The 19,273-nt window shown below is 35.5% G+C and carries 17 protein-coding genes; 5 read left to right on the top strand and 12 right to left on the bottom strand.

The features are described from left to right. Window positions 1–163: 163 nt before the first annotated feature. The gene (locus tag ACM55K_RS04285; RefSeq protein ID WP_416849011.1) at window positions 164–1,324 is read left to right on the top strand and encodes an MFS transporter; all 1,161 of its coding nucleotides are present in this window, start codon (window positions 164–166) and stop codon (window positions 1,322–1,324) included. A gap of 62 nt (window positions 1,325–1,386) precedes the next feature. Here ACM55K_RS04285 and ACM55K_RS04280 read toward each other — a convergent pair whose 3' ends face one another. The 8 genes from ACM55K_RS04280 to ACM55K_RS04245 all read right to left on the bottom strand — a co-directional run bounded on the left by ACM55K_RS04280 (window position 1,387) and on the right by ACM55K_RS04245 (window position 14,181). Next, window positions 1,387–2,388, bottom strand: coding sequence for an FAD:protein FMN transferase (locus ACM55K_RS04280; protein WP_416849010.1), 1,002 nt, complete (start codon window positions 2,386–2,388; stop codon window positions 1,387–1,389). A 229-nt stretch (window positions 2,389–2,617) separates the two neighbouring features. After that, a complete protein-coding gene (locus tag ACM55K_RS04275; RefSeq protein ID WP_416849009.1) occupies window positions 2,618–4,816 on the bottom strand; it encodes a PepSY domain-containing protein in 2,199 nt (732 codons plus the stop codon). 218 nt (window positions 4,817–5,034) lie between these two features. Then, window positions 5,035–5,517 (bottom strand): DUF2271 domain-containing protein, encoded by a 483-nt coding sequence (locus ACM55K_RS04270; protein WP_416849008.1) that lies wholly within the window; start codon window positions 5,515–5,517, stop codon window positions 5,035–5,037. 93 nt (window positions 5,518–5,610) lie between these two features. Next, entirely contained in the window at window positions 5,611–7,125 is a 1,515-nt protein-coding gene (locus ACM55K_RS04265) for an ankyrin repeat domain-containing protein (protein WP_416849007.1), read from the bottom strand. Window positions 7,126–7,407: 282 nt separating this feature from the next. Next, the gene (locus tag ACM55K_RS04260) at window positions 7,408–8,556 is read right to left on the bottom strand and encodes a PepSY-associated TM helix domain-containing protein (RefSeq protein WP_416849006.1); all 1,149 of its coding nucleotides are present in this window, start codon (window positions 8,554–8,556) and stop codon (window positions 7,408–7,410) included. Between the two features lie 64 nt (window positions 8,557–8,620). Then, window positions 8,621–10,993, bottom strand: a complete 2,373-nt coding sequence (locus ACM55K_RS04255) for a TonB-dependent siderophore receptor (protein ID WP_416849005.1) — start codon at window positions 10,991–10,993, stop codon at window positions 8,621–8,623. A gap of 198 nt (window positions 10,994–11,191) precedes the next feature. Next, a complete protein-coding gene (locus ACM55K_RS04250; RefSeq protein ID WP_416849004.1) occupies window positions 11,192–11,671 on the bottom strand; it encodes a DUF6265 family protein in 480 nt (159 codons plus the stop codon). Window positions 11,672–11,868: 197 nt separating this feature from the next. Next, the gene (locus tag ACM55K_RS04245; protein WP_416849003.1) at window positions 11,869–14,181 is read right to left on the bottom strand and encodes a DNA topoisomerase 3; all 2,313 of its coding nucleotides are present in this window, start codon (window positions 14,179–14,181) and stop codon (window positions 11,869–11,871) included. Window positions 14,182–14,478: 297 nt separating this feature from the next. On the opposite strand from ACM55K_RS04245, the gene ACM55K_RS04240 reads away from it, so the two are divergent. Genes ACM55K_RS04240 through ACM55K_RS04225 form a run of 4 tightly spaced genes read left to right on the top strand, consistent with a single transcriptional unit; the run spans window position 14,479 to window position 16,388 of the window. Continuing rightward, the gene (locus tag ACM55K_RS04240; protein ID WP_416849002.1) at window positions 14,479–15,072 is read left to right on the top strand and encodes a TetR/AcrR family transcriptional regulator; all 594 of its coding nucleotides are present in this window, start codon (window positions 14,479–14,481) and stop codon (window positions 15,070–15,072) included. Window positions 15,073–15,126: 54 nt separating this feature from the next. Further along, a complete protein-coding gene (locus tag ACM55K_RS04235) occupies window positions 15,127–15,888 on the top strand; it encodes an SDR family oxidoreductase (RefSeq protein WP_416849001.1) in 762 nt (253 codons plus the stop codon). Window positions 15,889–15,921: 33 nt separating this feature from the next. Next, entirely contained in the window at window positions 15,922–16,146 is a 225-nt protein-coding gene (locus ACM55K_RS04230) for a DUF2798 domain-containing protein (RefSeq protein WP_416849000.1), read from the top strand. After that, window positions 16,143–16,388 carry a beta-ketoacyl synthase N-terminal-like domain-containing protein gene (locus ACM55K_RS04225; RefSeq protein ID WP_416848999.1) on the top strand — a complete coding sequence of 82 codons (246 nt, stop codon included), beginning with the start codon at window positions 16,143–16,145 and terminating at the stop codon, window positions 16,386–16,388. Before ACM55K_RS04230 ends, ACM55K_RS04225 begins: the two co-directional genes overlap by 4 nt. Before the next feature lie 80 nt (window positions 16,389–16,468). Here the strand turns inward: ACM55K_RS04225 and ACM55K_RS04220 are convergent, their stop codons facing one another. The 4 genes from ACM55K_RS04220 to ACM55K_RS04205 form a co-directional block, all read right to left on the bottom strand. After that, window positions 16,469–16,597, bottom strand: a complete 129-nt coding sequence (locus ACM55K_RS04220; protein WP_416849487.1) for a hypothetical protein — start codon at window positions 16,595–16,597, stop codon at window positions 16,469–16,471. A gap of 244 nt (window positions 16,598–16,841) precedes the next feature. After that, window positions 16,842–17,492, bottom strand: a complete 651-nt coding sequence (locus tag ACM55K_RS04215; protein ID WP_416848998.1) for a DUF1801 domain-containing protein — start codon at window positions 17,490–17,492, stop codon at window positions 16,842–16,844. A 272-nt stretch (window positions 17,493–17,764) separates the two neighbouring features. After that, window positions 17,765–18,385 carry a hypothetical protein gene (locus ACM55K_RS04210; protein ID WP_416848997.1) on the bottom strand — a complete coding sequence of 207 codons (621 nt, stop codon included), beginning with the start codon at window positions 18,383–18,385 and terminating at the stop codon, window positions 17,765–17,767. Between the two features lie 156 nt (window positions 18,386–18,541). Then, the gene (locus tag ACM55K_RS04205) at window positions 18,542–19,177 is read right to left on the bottom strand and encodes an RDD family protein (protein ID WP_416848996.1); all 636 of its coding nucleotides are present in this window, start codon (window positions 19,175–19,177) and stop codon (window positions 18,542–18,544) included. Window positions 19,178–19,273: the final 96 nt, after the last annotated feature.

Here is a 19,273-nt window from a genome sequence, read left to right as displayed (position 1 = left end):
TAAAACAATAATGTAAACTCCGGTTCTGTGAGCTAACTTTTCGGTGGCACTGTTCTCTTATTTGTTAAGTGAGTTGAAAAACTGGAGGTTAATAGTATTTCCTATAAAAAAGGCTTAAAAAACCTTAATTTTGCAGTCGAAATAAATTGAACTATTCCTTAAAATGATTGTATCCTATTTTAAAAATGTAATGAATTCCCCAAAAGGATTTAGATTAGCAAACACAGTGTTTTTTTTCGTCTCGGGATTTGGATATTCTTCTTGGGCATCTCGTATTCCTAGTATCAAAGCGCAATTGCATTTAAGCGAAGCACAATTTGGAGCCGTTTTATTCGCATTTCCAATCGGTTTGATACTAACAATGCCTTTTACAGGAAGATTGCTAAATAAGTATAGTAGTCGTTATTGTATGTTATTGGGTGCGATTTTATTTAATTTTTTCTTGGCTTTACCGGGTTTTACCGCTTTTGTTTGGCAATTAGTAATTATTCTTTTATTATTTGGGGCTTCCCGAAATATTCTGAATTTATCAATGAACGCACAAGCTTTAGAAGTTCAAAAATTGTATCCAAAATCGATTATGACTACTTTTCATGCAGTTTGGAGTTTGGCAGGATTTGCAGGAGCAGGTTTAGGGTATGTAATGGTAACTCAAAATATAGCGCCATCGTATCATTTACTCGGAATAAGTGTTGCTATGATGGCGATTACAGCTTGTTTTTATCCGATGACCATTCAAACAGAACCTTTACAAGAGAAAAGAAAATTCTTTTCGATGCCCGATAAAAATCTGATTAAGTTTGCTCTAATCTGTTTTGTTGCTATGGCTTGCGAAAATACGATGTACGACTGGAGTGGAATCTATTTTCAAAATATATTGCATGCTTCGCCAAAACTAACCACTGCAGCTTTTGTGTTTTTTATGACAGCAGTTACTTTAGGGCGCTTTTTGGGAGATTTTGCGGTAATGAAATTTGGTATCAAACAAATATTATTAATCAGCGGTGTTTTTATCACAACAGGATTTTTAATTTGTTTTTTATTGCCCTTTATTTATTCCACGATAGTAGGTTATTTCTTGATCGGAATAGGTGTTTCCTGCGTCGTTCCATTGATTTTTAGTATCGCTGGAAAATCAAAAGGCTTGAGTAATGGCAATGCACTTACCTCTATTTCTACTATTGGCTATCTTGGGTTTTTGATTGTACCGCCAATGGTCGGATTTATTTCTGAAATCTTAAGTATGAAATGGGCCTTTTTGATAATGGCTTTTTTAGGAGTCATTATGATTTTGATGGTCAATCAAATTACAGAGGAAAATTGAATTTACCATTTAGCACCACAAATACTGAGTTTGTCTTTGTGGCAATTTAAAGGATAAAGTAATTAAAGCCGCGCCTTAAATTTTTTGATTCGAAAGTTTTTTGATTTCACCACTTTTCCATCATCCGTAATCATTAAACAACTATAATCTGGGTATTTGTTTAGCAGAAGCAGTCCTGCTGTTTTTCCTAAAACCATCAACGAGGTACTCAATCCGTTTGCCGTTTCTGCATTCGGTCCAAAAACGGTCACACTACATAAGCCTGTAGCGGGATAACCCGTTGCCGGATTGATAATATGAGAATAGCGTTTTCCGTCAAAAACAACAAATTTTTCATAGCTGCCTGAAGTGGTTACAGCATCTTGTTTTAATGGAACAACAGCTAAAAGTTTTTCAGGATGAAAGGGATTCGTAATACCGATTTTCCAAGCTTTACCATTAGGCTGTTTCCCCCAAGTACTCATATCCCCTGATCCGTTTATAATCCCGGCTTTAATCCCTTTTGCAAGCATCATATCCCGGCATTTATCGGTGGCATATCCTTCTCCTAATGCGCCAAATCCAATTTTCATCCCTTTTAGTTTCAGAAAAATGGTGGATTGAACAGTATCCAAGATTATATTTTTATAGCCCACTTTTTCAACCGATTTCTTAATGGCTTCCGCCGAAGGCATCGCCGTCATGGAACCGTCAAACTTCCAGATTTTATCCATTGCCGCAAAACTGATATCAAAACCGCCATTGGTAATTTCAGAAAACCGAATCGCTCTTTGCGTTAATTCAAAAACTTCTTTATCCACTTTCACTGGCCGAATACCCGCATTTTGGTTCACTTCAGATACCTGCGAGACCGATTTCCAGTCGGATATCAAATTTTCGATTCTTGAAATTTCTGCAATTACAGCGTCTATGTTTTGTTCTGCCGATAGCGAATCCTTTGCTACAATGGTAATGTCAAATCGACCGCCCATAAGTAAGGTGGTTCTTTTTCTTAAGATTTGTGCACTACTTCCTTGACTCACAAAAAGTATCGTAATCAGCAAAAAGAAGTATTTTCTAGACATAAAATTCAGTGTTAAAATAATTTGGGCGTGCCCCTGCGTAAAAACTTCGGGTCGTGCTCTACGTTCCCGCTTTTTTAGGAGAGGCAAAAAAAGCCTCTCCTAAAAAGAGCTCCACTTCCATCACTCACGCAGAGCAATAACCAATCCATATATTTATATAAAAACATTATTGGCTTTTATTTTATCCAGTTTTGGCTGCCTCTCCTTCGGAGAGGGCTGGGGAGAGGACTTAATAACAATCCGTCAACACTTGTCCATTGGCTTTATATTCAGCAATTCTCATAGTTGCTCTTGCAAGACAAAGCGCATCAAGTGCAAATTCTACATCCTGTTGCATGGCAAGTGAACCGCAAATCATTATAACGCCTCCCTGCGTTAGTAAATCCATAAAAAAATCAGCATCTCGTTTGATTAAATCCATTACATAATGATGGTTAGCTTCGCGAGATAAAGCCACATGAAAACTTTTAAGTTGATGTTTTTGAATCATTTCAGCTGCAAATTTTTCATACCCTAAAACAGTTTCAGTTGCTTTTCGAAAGCCACAATACAAATGAATGGCTGTCTTTTTCTTATTTTGTTCCATCATTCCCAGAAAGGGAGCGATACCGGTTCCATTTGAAATTAGCGCCACCTTGGATGCTTTTTTCGGGAAGTGAAAAGCAGCATTTTTAAGGATTCGTGCTTTTATAATCGAACCAGGTTCAACATCATATAAATACCCTGAACCCAAACCAGAAGGATGCAGTTTTACCACTAATTGTATGTTGCCGTTGTGATTTCCGATAGAGTAGAGGCGTTCTCGTGTGTCGTTTGCTGGATAAATAGCCAAGAGGTCACCCGAAGTGAATTTAGCGCTCATACTAGCTCGTAATGTGAGTAAAAACGTATGTTCCGTATCAGAAATGGCAGTTTTATCGAGTACCATCAGTTTTTGCAACCCTTTTGGAACATGATTGTATAATGATGGTGTAGCCGAAAGAGGAATTCCTGTTTTGGCACTCCATAATTTTACCCAGCCTACAAATTCTTCAGCTGATTTGTCATTTACGGTCTGTAATTCTATAAAGCGTTCAGCCCAACTTTGTTTTGCCAATAAGACATCAATGTCACGGGCAAAACCACAAAAATCAGGATAGGCTTTCGAGCCAAAACCAACTACCGAAACATTGATTTTTTGATTTTGTTCGGTTTTGTTTATCAGCGATATAAATTTGTTTGCATTAGAAGGCGGATCTCCCAATCCGTGGGTTGAGGTAAATACGATAAGATGTTCTGCTTTTGGATAAACCGAATAATTATTCAATTCGGTAAGGAAAACTTTTTTTCCGTTGGCAAGCAATTGTTTGTGAATAGCATTGGCAAATAGTAATGAACTGCCATTTTCGGAACCTACCAGTAAAATGAATGTACTGTCTTCAGGTTTGTACTTATTTTTAATGCGACTCGATCTTCGTTTTAAAGTCATGGCAAAACCGGAGTAGATAAAAAACAAAATGTTTAAACTTGCTATTGCTAAAATTATCGCCCATAAAATACTTGCTCTCCCAGTATGCAAATCAAGACTCAAATCCGACACTAAAGTTCTCATTGGAAAAGGAGTTTCACTTACTATTGCACCAGTAATTTGGTTGACTTCTATTTGTCGATCTTTTAGTGTAATGATATAATATTCCTCTGGTTCATCCGAAAAAGGGAATTCAATTTTTTGAACATCAGCCAGAAGTGTGTTTTTAAATACTGACGAATTAGCATCTTTTTTTGAAACTGGCGTGGTTGCTGCCATTTCGGTTTTTTCTTCTGAATCTGTTTTATCGATGAAAAAGTTAAACTTTTCCAAGGTTAAATACGTTCCCGAAAGGGCAATTATCAGAATGGGAATTAACGCCAATCTACCCAGTACAACATGATAATATTGAGCAAAATAGTCTTTAATAACTTTAGAAAAGAAATTGCGTAGGCCTCTTTGCCTGTTAAGAACCAGAGCAAAACCCGAAATGGAAATCAATATCAACAAAAAGGAAATAAAACCAACAAAAAAACGCCCGGTTTCTTTCAAAAATAAAGAGCGGTGGAGCGCTGTAGTCCATTGGATAAAGTCACTTTTTTTTAGGGGTGTGCCTATTATTTTTCCGGTTTTGGGATTAATATAGGCATTAACATCATTGTCTTCCTGATCAATACCTTTTAGCGTCACAAATTGATTGTGGTCTACACTTAATTCTGTTATTTCAGGATAGATTTTTTTTAATACAGGCAAGGTTTCTCCAAGCGTTATTTTTTCAAAATTTTCTACTTTGTATGGCGGTGTTTTCTCCTGTATGGCATCGACTGCGAGTATGACACCAGTTACCGATGCCAATATTAAAAATGCAGCAGAAAAAACAGCCAAAGCCAAGTGTGTGTAACGCCAAAAAGAAAGAGTCATTGATGTAATTGTATTTTAGGAATTGTTGATTGGTAAAAATAAAAACAGATTTGCTTTTCTGACTTTATTTTCAAGCTTTTTTACAAAATTATACTGCTCTAAGTTTTACATTAAAAGCATTTATTTTTTTAAAAAAATCTGCGAAAATCTGCGAAATCTGCGTGAAAATAATAGCACGCAGATTTTGCAGATTTTCGCAGATAAAAAAAGTTCAAAATTTAAATTTTGCTTAATCTTACGTAACGGATATAGCCTTTACCTTCTGTTTTTTCAGCCATTCCTTGGCTGGTAAGAGGGATTTCTAAATCAGCGGTGTAATATTTATGATCTTCTACTGCTGTTTCAAATCGCAATTTATACCCTTTGTTGATTTTAACATCTTCAATTTCTAAGGTGGTTATGCTGCGGTCACCGCCAGTTACTGAAGCTCCTGTTTTGGCACTGATATCCGAAAGTTTTTTAGAATAGAATTTATGCCATTCTTTAAGTGTTTTGTACCATTTTTTATCGTCACCCATTACATATAATGTTTTGTCATATTCGCCCTTGGCGTTTAGAAGTGAAACCACAATATATGCGCCTTCTCCCATATAGTTGGACATTTGGAGCATGCATTTGTATTTACTGGTTTGTGCAGCAGCTTGGAAAGATAAAAGGCATAGTAGGGCACCTGTTAGGCCTATTTTTAGTATTGACTTCATATGTAGATATTATTTGTTTTTTAATGGAATATGGAATTCGCATATGTTCATTGGTGTTCGCGACCAATTTACGGTCATGCTCATTTCATAATATTATTTTAAAAATTCTAGAGATACGTTGTTTTTTGTTAAAGACTCATTTTCTTTTGACAATGCATATGCGCTTTCGTCAAAATCGGTGTTAATGTCTTTTTTGGCACCGATAGACACTAAGTATTTTAAGATGGTATCGTCTTTAGAAATCATCGCTGCTTTGTGCAACGCTGTTAAACCATTTTTGTTTTTTGCATTTACATCGATGTTTAAATCGGCAATTTTTTTTAGTAAAGTTAAATCATTTTTGGCTACAGCGAAGTGGTATAGCGTACTGCCGTCTTTTTGAGGAGCGGCTAAGTTTAATCCTTTATCCTGAAGTAATTTCATTTTAGCAGCAAAAGGATCTTGTTTTGGTGCATTAGCCGCTTCTGGTCCACGACCCATTCCCATTTGCGGTCTGTATGACTGGATTAAGTAATATCCTAAGTTGTTTCCATCTTTGTCTTGAACGTTTATAGCTGCACCTTTATTTAAAAGAAGTGTTACTGCTTCAGGAGTTCCTGACTTCACTGCCATTGTCAATGCCGACTCACCTTTGCTATTTTGCATATTGTTGTTTTTTACAATTGGCAATAACAGTTCTAATGCAGCAATTTCTCTGGAAGCGGCAGCAACCATTAATGTCGTATTTCCTTCGTTATCGGCTTTATTAACATCTACTCCTTTGGACAAAAAGTAGTTAATGATTTCGGTTTGTTTTGGTTTACTTACTAGAAAATGAAGTACTGTCTCTCCTGTTTTACTTGTTACTGTCGGTTTTATTTTTAATTCCTCTACCAAGTATTTGTAGGTCTCAAGAGTGTTTGCCTCCCTACGGGAACCTTGTGCTGCAATAAGTAGCGCATTATCATTGTATTTTACTCCTTTTTCTAACAGCATTTTTAAAAGTGCTACATTACCTGTTCTTGCGGCATAATTAAAGGCAGTATTACCATCGGAATCAATAGCTGTAAGAGACAATCCTTTCGAAACGAAATAGTTAGAAAGTGTACCGTCTTTGTCAAAAGGAATAGCCATAAGCAATAGGTTTACTCCGTCTCTGTATTTTTTCTTAGGGTCTATTCCAGCTTTAAAAAAAGCCTCATAAACAGCGGTATTGTTTTGACCGCTATTGGCTGCAAATGTAATTGGGGTTGTTCCTTGGCTGTCTTCCAAGTTAATGTCTGATCCTTTGGCTATAAGGTATTCTACTATTTCTAGATTTCCTTTATTAGCCGCCCAGTGTAAATAAATGCGGTTGTCGTGTGTAGATTTAGTGACTTCGTTTCCAGGTTGATCCAATAAAAACTTTATAGTGGCCGCAGGCGCATCATTATTAATTGCCATAACGGTTACATCAAAAGCATTTGGGGTTGATGCTGACGGGCTATTTCCTTTTGCTATTTCAGCTTTAACTGCGTTTACATCTGGTGCTGTTTTCCAAAAAGACTGCTCCAAAAGTGTGTTTTTTTGCTGTGCACTAACAAATAAAGTAGCGACTAACGCAAAAGAAATAAAAAGATTCTTTTTCATAAATTTTTTATAAAGGTTCTTATTAATAGGGAAAGTGTGTTTGTTTAACTTGGTTATTTAGAATAAATAAAAATAACGCAAATGTAAAAATTAATATTATAATATCAATTATTATTTAACCTATTAAAGAGAAAATTTTATTGTATTTTTTTAAAACTTGTCTCACATATTTTAATTCAAAAAAGCACTGCTGATTTTTCAATTATGTTATTTAGATATAAAAATAACTGAAAGGTTTAAAGCCATTACTTAAATTTTTCAATTATGATTTTTTACATTGTATTAAACAGGGATAGTTGTGTTTTTCTTTTTTTTATTTCGTCCCCACCAAATGTAGAATCCGGATATTGGAAGACTCGCAATGAGTAAACTAAATAGGAATGCAAATATTTTTCCGGGTAAACCTAATATTGCTCCTGTGTGAATGTCATAATTCATTTTCATCAGGTTATCGGCAATTTTAGCTTCTTTCTGTCTGCCCCATAAATGGGAAACATTCATTTCTTTCAAGCTATATTGATTAAAATAACGGTAATCTATTTTCCAATAGGTTCCTTTGTCTGAATTAGCATTGGCAGCTATTGGAGAAGCAGCTTTTTCTGGCGGGTGTATTTCAATGGATTCCGCTTGAGGATATTCTTTTTGCATTTGATGCCAAATTTTATCCAATGGGTTTGCGACTGTATTAGCTGCTGTCTTTGTATTTATTTTAGAAAGCGGTTCTTGATATAGTAATGATTTTTCGCCACCGGATACTTTATAATAAGAGTATGCAAACCATTGAAATCCCCATACTAAACCCGTAATGGCGAAAATAATTCCGATTATAAGCACATAAAAACCAGTAATATTATGCAAATCGTAGTTTTTTCGTTTCCACTTTGTACCTTTTTTCCATTTGAACCAAAAGCGCTGTTTCGCGGCATTCTTGTTTTTTGGGTACCAAAGAATTAGACCCGAAACTAGCAGTAGCAGAAATACTAATGTCGCCGATGCCACAACTGTTTGACCAATTTCATGGGGCAACCAAAGGTAGAAATGTCCATCAAGTATAAAAGGAAAGAATCCTTCCTCATTGTTTACTGTTTTCAAAACTTGTCCTGTATAAGGGTTTATAAAGACTGTGTAGTAATACGTGGGTTCATAATGAAAAAATTCAGCTCCTGCGGCATTATTTTTTTCGTTGTATTTTATGGCATGGAGTAGTTTATCAGGAAGTTCTTTTTTAGCAATTAAAGCTAATTTTGAAGGCGGCAAAAAAGCATCCTCCTGTTCTTTTACAAAACGATATTCTTCGGTACTATTTTGTATTTCTTCCTGAAAGGCATACAAACAACCAGTAATGGCAATTATAAAAACAATTATGCCCGATGATAAACCCAGCCATAGGTGTATTTTTCCAATCCTTTTTTTCCAATTATTATTTTTCATTAAAAATAGATAAAACTCCCCACCGAAATGAGGAGTTTAGTGAAACAAACAAAACTAACTAACTCTAAAATTTATATGCAACAGATAAGCGCATGTTGGTTCCCGCTTCTGCTTGCCAGTAATACATATCGCTATAGCTATAATATCCTCCAGAATACAAGTATTTGTTCAAGATATTATTGACAACAAGGTTGACTGATATTTTGTTTTTTTGGTACGTAACACCTCCGTCCAATCGGAAATAGTCTGGAAGCATTCCGCTATTATCCGGCGAAATATACCATGGTGCTCTTTTTACTTGGTATTGGTATCCTAATGAAAAACCAACTCCATTTAGCGTTCCTCTGTCTATTTTATAATTCAACCAGGCATTTTGAATGTGTCTTGTAGTTCCGGCTACTTGAGTTCCTACAAGTGATTGATCAGTATCTTTGGTTGTTTTTCCTTCCGTAAAAGCATAGTTAACAATAAGATCTAAGTTTTTGAAGATTTCTCCTCTGATATCTACCTCAAAGCCTTTTGTTTTTTGTTGTCCGCTTTCTCTACTGAATTGTTGCGTTCCGGATGAATGTTCCGGATCTAGTGTCAGTACATTGTTTTTGGTAATTTGGTAAACGGAAACAACTGAATTCCATTTTCCGTTTAACCAGTCTCTTTTTAAACCAAATTCTATATTTCCTCCAGTTTGAGGTTTAAAAGATTGGCCTTGCCAGTTCGTACCGTAGTTCTCATTAAAAGATTGATCGTTTACAAAATAGGCGGCTGTGTTTTTATCTATAGAATAACTCAATCCAACTCTTGGTGTAAATTTTTCGTTTTTAGTACCTCCGGAGTAAACATTATACGCTTTAAGTATCGTATATCTTCCTGCCAATGTTAATCTAAGTTTATTGTCAAAGAAACCCAATTCATCCTGTACATATAGCGCTTTGTAACTGTTTTGGTATTTCACACCTCTATCTTCCAGACTTTTACTTCTGTCAAAAGTAGGGGAGGCAGCCAGTGTTCCGTGTACCGGATTGTAAATGTCTAAGTCAGACATAGTAAAATATTGTGACCAGTCATGAAAAAATGTTTTGTCACTTAAATCCAATCCCGATAGTATTTTGTGGGTAACGGATCCTGTTGTAGCTTCACCATTTATAAAAGCTTGTCCAACATAGATTTTTCCTAAAATATCCCAATTTCCCCCAGCACGTTTAAGAATCGCATCGTTGGTTGGGTCAAAGCCAGTGGGCCACAATGACATTCCTTCTTGTTGGTAATTAAGGTAAGATGTTTGAGCAGTAAACTTCCATTTGTCGCTTATTTTATGATCTAAAATGGCAAGAATATTTCTTTCTGTCATTTTTGTAGGATCTAAATTAGCTTCTGATGTTGAGAAACTTCTGGGTAAATCAACATAACCTCTGTGCGAAAAAACATAATTGGCACCAACTGCATTTACTTTAGAAAATTGCTGCGTGTATTCCAGTGTTATTGCTGTTTTATCGGTTGCCAAATATTTAAGTACCGGAGCAAATGTGTAGCGATCATTAAAATCAAAATCACGGTAATTCCTTTTCTTTTCACCCATTACATTGATACGGTACAATAATTTTCCGTTTTTGGTCAGTTTTCCATCAAAATCTAATGTTCCTCTATACCTATCAAAACTTCCCAGCGTTACGCTCGCTTCGCCTTTGGCACGTCCGCTTGGTTTTTTGGTAACTACATTATAAAAACCGCTCGGGTTACCGTTTGCGAGCATAAATCCTGCAGGACCTTTGACAAATTCGATACGTTCCACCATACTCATATCCTCGGTAAGCGGTCCCCACGTGGAACTGATATTCATTCCGTTTCTAAAAGCGGCCACTTGACTCCCTCTCATGGTAATATTGGCATAATTATCCCAATGTTCCACTCTTGTAGCGCCACTCACATTGCGGGTCACACCTTCCAGCATATCAAAAATTTGTTGGTCTTGAATAAGTTTTCCTGTTATGACTTGTATGTTTTGCGGAATCTCAATAATAGGCGATTGCAAACGAAGTGTTGATGAAACACGATTCGTTTTGAAAGCGCTTTTGTTACTCAAAACCACTACTTGATTCAATTCATTGTTTGATAAGGTAAGTTGTAATGCAACTGCAGTAATTTCCCCAGTAGTAATTTTTACTTCTTGCTCTAAGTCATTATACCCAACCAAAGTAACTTTTAGGATATGAGCTCCCTCGGATATGTTTTTTAGTATAAAAGTTCCATTGTTATCTGCAATAGTATTTTTGTTTGCTCCTTTTATAGAAATTGAAACTCCTTCGGCGGGTTTGTTGTCGCTAGTTAAAATGGTTCCTTTTATGCTACCGGAGTTTTGGGCAAAAGCGGTAGTTATAGAAAGTAGCAGCAGACAGGAGAGAAAAATAAATTGAGGTATTCGTTGTTTTAAATAGTTCATGGTTAAAAATTAAATGAGTTAATGCTTATTTAGAACAAATAAGAATAAAGCAAAAGTAAAATTTAATTTTTATTTAACAAGTATTATTTAGACTAATTAAAAATAATATTTTAACAAGATGATTTCCATAATTTTAGGCATAAAAAAACCTTGCTTTTCTATAGCAAGGTTGTAATTTTAATGTGAAATGGTATATTTTTATTTGGTTTTTTTCATCGAAAACTGTTCTGAACTTGGTTTCCCTTGTTGAATTCCTGAAATTTTAGCCACCAAACTGTCAGGAGTAATTTGGGTATAACTGATTTTTTGAGGGTAATCGTGTTTTATATTTTGAAAAACCAATTGTTTCTCAGTTGCAGTTGTTAATTTAAAAGAAACCGGTTTGTCATCGTTTTGTCCTTTTACGGCTGCATTATAAGTCAATTCTTCTCCTTTTTGTTTTAATATTATGATTTCAAAATGCAAGGTGTCTTTTTCTTTAATGTAATAGGACTGTGCTTCAAAAGTACTGTCATTTACTTTTTTCCAATTTTCCGTCAGGTTTCCATCAGCAGAATTGTTTTCCCAGTTTCCCAGTAGCCAGCGTGCTACTTTGATTTTATCTTTTTCATTTGAATCTGAGTTTTTACAGGAAACAATTGCTAACAAAAGTAGGGTAAAAGTTATTTTTTGAAACATTGGTGTAAATATTTGGTGTTATTTTGAAATGCTAAATTATAAAAAAATAGAATAGAAAGATTTTTGATTTTAGATTAACGATTTTTGACCCGAGCGATAGCGAACTGGCCAAGCATTTCAGATATTATAGATCTCTTAAATTGACAATCTACTAATTTATTAACCCAAATCAGAAATCAAAAATCGTTAATGAGAAATTAGGAATTATTTCCGCTTTCTTTCAAAATAGTATAAACCAATTCTTTAGTAGGTTTTTGATCTTTTAGTTTCGCTCTGACCACATCAAATGTAACTTTGAAATCACATCCCAATTTATAGTTGCTACAACCATAAGCGGTTTTTCCCTTCAGAACGGTTCCTTTTTGACATTTCGGACAGACTAATTCGTCTGGAATGGCTTTCGCTTCCGTTTTCTTCGGTTCTAACTTGAGTTTGAAATTTTCATCAAAGCGGAGCAAACCTTCCACAATACCGGCATCGGTTTTAAAGTCTTTCAAGTTTAAGGTAGAACCTTTTTGAAGTAATCGTAAGTATTGGTTCTCTGATATTTTTTTCTCCGCAAAAGTGTAAGGCAATAGAAACATGCAACCTGCTTTATAATCGCCACAACCATAAGCCGATTTTCCTTTGATAAGTGTTGCTTTTTTGCATTTCGGACAGGCTTCCGCCAAAATTCCTGCTGCTTTCTTTTTCTCTACTTTAGCAACTTCTTTTTGAACGCTTCCTGCATGCGAAATATTGGCACGTCTGGTTTCACTGCGCACTTCATACACCAAGACTTCAACCATGCGTTTCATATTGTTGATAAACGCGGCGGCGGTAAAAGTCCCTTTTTCAATATCTTTCAACTGCTTTTCCCAGGAACCCGTGAGTTCAGCCGACTTTACCAAGTCATTTTGAATGGTGTCAATCAGTTGAATTCCCGTTTGCGTTGGCAATACCTGTTTTTTGTTTCGAACAATGTATTGGCGTCTAAAAAGGGTTTCAATAATATTGGCTCGTGTTGAAGGACGCCCAATACCGTTTTCTTTCATCAATTCACGTAAATCTTCATCATCAACCTGTTTGCCCGCGGTTTCCATGGCCCGTAACAAAGTGGCCTCCGTAAACTGATTGGGCGGCTTAGTTTCCTTTTCTGAAAACGAGGGTTCGTGTGGTCCTTTTTCGCCTACAACAAAGCTTGGCAAGATGTCAGCTTCTTTTTCTTTTTCTTTTTCTTTTTCTTTGGCGTCTTCGAAAACTATTCGAAAGCCTTTTTTTAAGATTTCTTTTCCGGTTGTTTTGAAAGCTACATCGGCAGCTTTCCCTATAACGGTAGTATTGGCAACCAAACAATCGTCATAAAATACGGCAATAAATCGCTTGGTAATTATGTCATACACTTGCTGCTGATTGTATTGCAAGTTGGTTTGAATCCCCGTTGGAATAATCGCGTGGTGATCGGTTACTTTTTTATCGTTGAAAACTTTGGTCGATTTTTTGATCCTTTTTCCTAAAAGTGGTTGCGTCAACACAGCATAATTGGTTAAATTTTGCAGGATACCGGGTACTTTTGGATAGATGTCGTTTGGTAAAAATGTGGTGTCAACTCTAGGGTATGTGACCACTTTTTGTTCATATAAAGTCTGGACAATTTTAAGCGTTTCATCTGCCGTAAAGCCAAATTTTGTATTGCAATACACTTGCAAGCCTGTTAAATCAAAAAGCTTAGGCGCAAACTCATTGCCATTCTTTTTTTCGACAGAAACAATTTCGAAATCACTCTCCTTGACTTTATTGGCCAAAATTTCTCCATCTTCTTTCTTTAAAAAGCGTCCTTCCTCATAACTAAAAAGCGTCTCTCGATATAAAGTTTGTAATTCCCAATACGGTTGCGGCTTGAAATTCTCAATCTCTTTGAATCGGTCCACGACCATGGCCAAAGTTGGGGTTTGTACTCGACCGATAGACAATACTTGTTTGTATCCGCCGTGTTTTACGGTGTACAAACGGGTGGCATTCATACCGAGTAACCAGTCGCCAATGGCTCTGGAAAATCCTGCATAGTATAAATTATCGTAATTGGCGGATGGTTTCAAGTTCTCAAAACCTTCTTTGATGGCTTCTGTGGTCAGGGATGAAATCCATAAGCGTTGTACCTCGCCTTTGTACTGGGCTTCGTTCATGACCCAGCGCTGAATGAGTTCTCCCTCTTGCCCGGCATCCCCGCAGTTGATGACCAAATCGGCTTTGTCAAACAGGCTTTTTATGATTTTAAATTGCTTTTGAATACCCGAATTTTCCACCACTTTGGTTTCAAATTTGTCGGGAAGCATGGGCAGGTTGTTCAAATCCCAACTTTTCCAGTGGGGCTTATAATCGTTCGGTTCTTTCAAGGTGCATAAATGCCCAAAAGTGTACGTTACCTGATAACCATTGCCTTCGTAATACCCGTCGTGCTTGGTATTGGCTCCTAAAACGGATGCGATTTCGCGTGCTACACTTGGTTTCTCGGCAATACAGACCTTCATTTTTTCCTTCTAATTTAAGGGCGCAAATTAGGAATTTAGAAATTGGTATTAAAAAGAAATCTGTAGGAGTTATGAACGGGTAGGAGCGAGTTATTTCTGAAAGATCAAGTTTGTTATAAACTGCTTTTAGACAGTATTTTTATATTAAACTTTTAATATTAAGTCCTAGTTGCTTCGTTCCTCCTTTAACAGTTTTTGCATATCTGCGATTAGTGTAATTTTTTTATAAAAAATAATATACCGTTCGGTATTATTTAGTATCTTTGCCCAATAAATTTATAGTATTATCTTTTTAAAATGTCAAAAGCAGAACAAACACGTCAACTGATCATAGAAAAAACAGCCTCCCTTTTTAATAAAAATGGATATGCAGGAACGTCTTTGTCTGATATTACAGCTGCAACCGGACTTACAAAAGGAAGCATATATGGGAATTTTAAAAATAAAGAAGAGGTTGTTATTGCTGTGTTCAAGCATAGTTCAGAAGAATTATCAAAGAAAGTAGATGAGGTTATTTCGGTAGAAAATAAGGCATACCGCCAACTTATTGCATTTATTGATTTTTATCGAAATAATTGGTTTTCAATTTTTGAAAAAGGGGGATGCCCATTACTAAATTCAGCGACAGAAGCGGACGATGCGATGCCTTTTATGAAAACCACAGTTCAACTTTCGTTTATGCATTGGGCTAATAAAGTGGCAAAAATCATTGAATTAGGCATTGAAAAAAAAGAGTTTAACAAAGAAATTAATCCAAAGGATTATGCTAATACATTTATAATGCTAATTGAAGGCGGTATATTGCTTTCTAAAATGGCAAATAAACCGGATAATTTATATCTAGCTTTAGATAGAATCGTTAAAATTATTAATGAAGAAATTGTAGAATAAAAAATTTTTAATTAAAAATATACCAATCGGTATGTTTTAAAACAATCAATAAAAATGAAAACAACAAATAACACCGTTTTAATCTCAGGAGGAAGTGCAGGTATCGGCTTTGAAATAGCCAAATTATTATCTGAAAAAGGAAATCACGTTATCATTACAGGACGTAATGAAGAGCGTCTCAAACAAGCTGCGGCAAAGCTAAAAAACGTAAGTGCCATCGTTTCGGATGTAAGTAATCCTGACGATGTAGAGCGTCTGGTAAAACAAATCAACAATGATTTTCCACAGCTTAATATAGTGATCAACAATGCTGGACGTGCTTTGATATATGATATTACAGCCGAAAATGTAAACGCTTATGAAAAAGCAGAAGATGAAATGCTTACTAATTATCTCTCTGTTATTCGATTAAATGAAAAATTATTGCCTTTGTTGAAAAAGCAGGCAAGTGCCGCTATAGTAAATGTTTCCTCTGTGGTAGCATTTGTTCCAGGTAGTTTGGTTACTTATTCCGCCAGTAAAGCAGCGCTGCATTCTTATACGCAATCCTTGCGTTTGGCTTTGAAACAAGAAACTAAAGTAGCTGTTTTTGAATTAATGCCACCCTTGGTAGATACTGAATTATCTGCACCTATTGGAGGGAAAAATGGTATTTCGCCAACTGTAGTAGCGGAACAGTTTGTTGCGGGACTAGAACAGAATGAATTTGAAATTAGAGTTGGACAAACTGAAGATATGTATCGTTTGTACCTGTCTTCTCCAGAAGAAGCATTTCAACTAATGAACCAAACAAGAGTTCAGGAAATGACTTCGTAATATAATATCCAGATATTTTAAAAAATAGAATCCATGAAAGAAAAAATTGCATTTGCATTGATAATGGGAATCGTTACAACGGGAATTATTTCCTTTACATTGATAACGATAAACCTTGGTTGGGCTCATTTGCATTTAGCTGTTTGGCTAAAATCTTGGTTAGTAGCATATTTAATAGTGATCCCTGCCATCTTAATTATTTCACCATATGTTGAAAAAATGGTGAGCTTTTTACTTCCAAAAAATAAAATGAAATGAAACGAGTTGTAATTACAGGACTAGGAACCATAAATCCGGTGGGAAAGGATGTGGCTACTTTTTGGAAAAACAGTCTTGAAGGGAAAAGTAGTACGGGGATCATCACTCGTTTTGATGCTTCAAAATTTCGTACACAAATTGCTGCTGAAATAAAGGATTTTGATTTTCCAGAAAGTATAGGTTTGTTTTTTGTTAAATCCTGTATTAAAAGAAAAAACAGCTCCAAAAACTACAACTTTTAGGGTTGTAGTTTCTTGTGTTTTATTTGTGGGTACCGAGCAAAATGCTCGTACTAGCTGAGGTCTGTAATCGTTCGGTCCTTTTAAGGTGCATAAATGTAGGTTACGGCATAGCCATTGCCTTCGTAATACCCGTCGTGCTTGGTATTGGCTCCTAAAACGGATGCGATTTCGCGTGCTACACTTGGTTTCTCGGCAATACAGACCTTCATTTTTTCCTTCTAATTTAAGGGCGCAAATTAGGAATTTAGAAATTGGTATTAAAAAGAAATCTGTAGGAGTTATGAACGGGTAGGGCATGCTGTTTATTAGAAGCAGAACGAATGGTTTTTTCAAAGACGAACGGTCCTGCTGTCCGCTGTATCTCTGCGCTACGCTGCGAGGATGCCGCTTCCATCAGGGCTATTGATTCCGTTTCATTTTCATAATAACCAAAGCAAAAAATGTTGTAGATTGTCATTTATTTTCTCCTCGAATGTATTTGTGTGAACCGTCGCAGGTGGGCATTTTTTTAGACAACCCACAAATGCAATCATTGAATCCTTTTCCGTCAAGAATTCGCGGAATGTAATTTTCTATTCTCGTTTCCCGAGTTTTGGATTGTTTGGCAGCCGAAAAATACAGATTGTAGGCTCGCTGCCGTCCCGGTGTTAAGGCTTTAAAAGCAAATTTTAAAGAAGGATTTTTGTCTAATGCAATTTGTAATTCTTCCACCAATTCAAGTTCTGTATTGCTTTTAAAAATCACTTTCAAGCCCGCTTTTTCAATTTCAATGGCTTCATAAATATAGGCTTTGATTATAGATTGCTGTTCTATGATTCCTTCCAGATTAGTAAACTTAAAAAAACGCATAGCCTGACTGTTTTCTCCCGGTTTACTTAGAAGACCATTGCTGTCTTGTAGCAAAGTCCCTTTGAAAAAACTAAGCGCACAATACTCTTTAAAACTACCTATAAGAACAACATTATTTCCTTGAAAAGTGTAACAAGGATTTCGCCACTTAAATTCTTCGGTTAGCCCGCAATCGAGCAACAATAATCGCAATTGCGCTATTTCGGGTTGCCATTTTTTGGCATTGTTTATAAAGGCATCAACTTTGGGATTCATTTTATTAGATTTTAAAAAATAAAGAAGTTTTTTGGTTTTATAAAAGTATTAAAAAACCGCGTTGCAAACGCTACGATTGTGCTATAAATTAAAATTGGCACTCGTTGCAAAGGAGTGCCAGTGGAAACCATTTGAGGCAAATTTTCGCCAAGTTGTTGATGTTATTCCTTGATCAATTGATGAAACATTATTTGAAAAATGCTGTTCGCTTTTTCCGAAAATTACTCGAACCGATTAAAATTTATCTTTGCCAACTAATTACACCCAACAGGTTAATCATAATTCGGGGAGAAGAGTATCTCTTCTTTATTGTTTGTTTTATTCGAAATTCTAATCTCTTTTAAACAAGTACCTTTTACATCTTTGGTTTCACAGGATATTAAAACTTCGTCAATAAGTGTATCCTTTTTGTTCTTAATAACAATTTTAGAAAGTTCTTTGTTCGTATAATAAAAATACTGGGTGTTGAAAGTTGTAAAATTATCGACTATTTTATCAATAGTTCCATCTGTATTATAATGATAAATGGCTTCGTTTTCTTTGTATTGTTTTTTAGTGTAGCAGCTGATACGTTCACGGTGATTCGGTTTCCAACGTGTTTTACAGTAATAAGGTTCTCTATCTGGATACAATTCCACTTCAAACCATAATTTCTTTTTGGTTTCTTGCAATAGGTTGCCTAATGAATCGACAGTTTTGGAGTATTTGATGCGGCCATTTCTAGTAAAGACCATTTGCTTTTTGTGCAAAAGCTTTTTCTGATTATTTTCTACTACATATATTTCTTCGGTAGCTGATTTTATTCCTTCAGGCAGCTGTCGTTTCTGAATATACTTTTTTGTTGTACATGATTGTACCATTAAGAGGAAGATAATAAAAAATAAAATTTTCATAATCGTAAAGTTTAGTATGCACTAAGTTACGGATTTTAAAAGATTTAAAATATATAGTTTTCGCGTTGCAAACGCTACGATTGAGCTCTAAATTAAAATTGGCGCTCGTTGCAAACGAGCACCAGTGTAGCAATGCTTATTTTTAGGAAGTTTTGTCTATTTACTAATTACAATTGTATTAGAAATTTTGTCGTGAAGTGTTTGTAGCTTTTCATTTGATAGTGCTACCAAATAGATAGGAGGGAATAGCCCGCAAATACCTTTTACTACATTTCGTATAATAATATTTGTTGCTGTAGGTAAATTATCTTCCTTAATTTCTGAAATTTTTATTTTTAAAATTAATTTGCCAATGGAGCTACCTTTAAATATAAAATCACAGCATACGAAATAAATAAAACCAATAAATATGGTAAGTAATCCTGATGTTAAAAAAGTTGCTGCAACGATTAATAGGTATATAAGTATTAGATCTAGTACATAGGCTCCTAATCTAGTTCCGAAAGCACTTGGAAAAATGCCGAGGTAGTTTGCTGAATTGTTATTCCCTAATGGATTTTCGGGGCTGTATTCGTCTCTTGTAAGAATACTTCCTGGTACATAACTAGAGGAACACTTTTGACATTCTAAACTATCTCCTAAATTGTCCATTGGAATTAATGGAATAAAGAAGATATGGAAATGTTTCTTATATCTTTTTAATGTGTAGTTTCTTTTGTCGTGACAATTAGGACAGTTAAATTCACCAGTGTTAATTACCGATGGTGTACTTTTAGTTCCGAAAATAATCATAATAAATTAGAAAATTAGTTAATAATTATTTGAATGAAAATGGTTTCTTAAATTTACAAAAAAAGCGAAGCTTTGTTTTGCATTTGATGTTTGACC

It is taken from the genome of Flavobacterium arabinosi (genome assembly GCF_048158725.1).
GTDB lineage: Bacteria > Bacteroidota > Bacteroidia > Flavobacteriales > Flavobacteriaceae > Flavobacterium > Flavobacterium arabinosi.
The sequence above is the reverse complement of the archived record's forward strand: the minus strand, read 5'-3'. Positions and strand labels throughout refer to the sequence as shown.

What these genes read in the sequence shown, in the direction of transcription:
- ACM55K_RS04285 (WP_416849011.1), top strand. Translation starts at nt 164, where the DNA reads ATGATTGTATCCTATTTTAAAAATGTAATGAATTCCCCAAAAGGATTT.
- ACM55K_RS04280 (WP_416849010.1), bottom strand. Translation starts at nt 2,388, where the DNA reads ATGTCTAGAAAATACTTCTTTTTGCTGATTACGATACTTTTTGTGAGT.
- ACM55K_RS04275 (WP_416849009.1), bottom strand. Translation starts at nt 4,816, where the DNA reads ATGACTCTTTCTTTTTGGCGTTACACACACTTGGCTTTGGCTGTTTTT.
- ACM55K_RS04270 (WP_416849008.1), bottom strand. Translation starts at nt 5,517, where the DNA reads ATGAAGTCAATACTAAAAATAGGCCTAACAGGTGCCCTACTATGCCTT.
- ACM55K_RS04265 (WP_416849007.1), bottom strand. Translation starts at nt 7,125, where the DNA reads ATGAAAAAGAATCTTTTTATTTCTTTTGCGTTAGTCGCTACTTTATTT.
- ACM55K_RS04260 (WP_416849006.1), bottom strand. Translation starts at nt 8,556, where the DNA reads ATGAAAAATAATAATTGGAAAAAAAGGATTGGAAAAATACACCTATGG.
- ACM55K_RS04255 (WP_416849005.1), bottom strand. Translation starts at nt 10,993, where the DNA reads ATGAACTATTTAAAACAACGAATACCTCAATTTATTTTTCTCTCCTGT.
- ACM55K_RS04250 (WP_416849004.1), bottom strand. Translation starts at nt 11,671, where the DNA reads ATGTTTCAAAAAATAACTTTTACCCTACTTTTGTTAGCAATTGTTTCC.
- ACM55K_RS04245 (WP_416849003.1), bottom strand. Translation starts at nt 14,181, where the DNA reads ATGAAGGTCTGTATTGCCGAGAAACCAAGTGTAGCACGCGAAATCGCA.
- ACM55K_RS04240 (WP_416849002.1), top strand. Translation starts at nt 14,479, where the DNA reads ATGTCAAAAGCAGAACAAACACGTCAACTGATCATAGAAAAAACAGCC.
- ACM55K_RS04235 (WP_416849001.1), top strand. Translation starts at nt 15,127, where the DNA reads ATGAAAACAACAAATAACACCGTTTTAATCTCAGGAGGAAGTGCAGGT.
- ACM55K_RS04230 (WP_416849000.1), top strand. Translation starts at nt 15,922, where the DNA reads ATGAAAGAAAAAATTGCATTTGCATTGATAATGGGAATCGTTACAACG.
- ACM55K_RS04225 (WP_416848999.1), top strand. Translation starts at nt 16,143, where the DNA reads ATGAAACGAGTTGTAATTACAGGACTAGGAACCATAAATCCGGTGGGA.
- ACM55K_RS04220 (WP_416849487.1), bottom strand. Translation starts at nt 16,597, where the DNA reads ATGAAGGTCTGTATTGCCGAGAAACCAAGTGTAGCACGCGAAATCGCA.
- ACM55K_RS04215 (WP_416848998.1), bottom strand. Translation starts at nt 17,492, where the DNA reads ATGAATCCCAAAGTTGATGCCTTTATAAACAATGCCAAAAAATGGCAA.
- ACM55K_RS04210 (WP_416848997.1), bottom strand. Translation starts at nt 18,385, where the DNA reads ATGAAAATTTTATTTTTTATTATCTTCCTCTTAATGGTACAATCATGT.
- ACM55K_RS04205 (WP_416848996.1), bottom strand. Translation starts at nt 19,177, where the DNA reads ATGATTATTTTCGGAACTAAAAGTACACCATCGGTAATTAACACTGGT.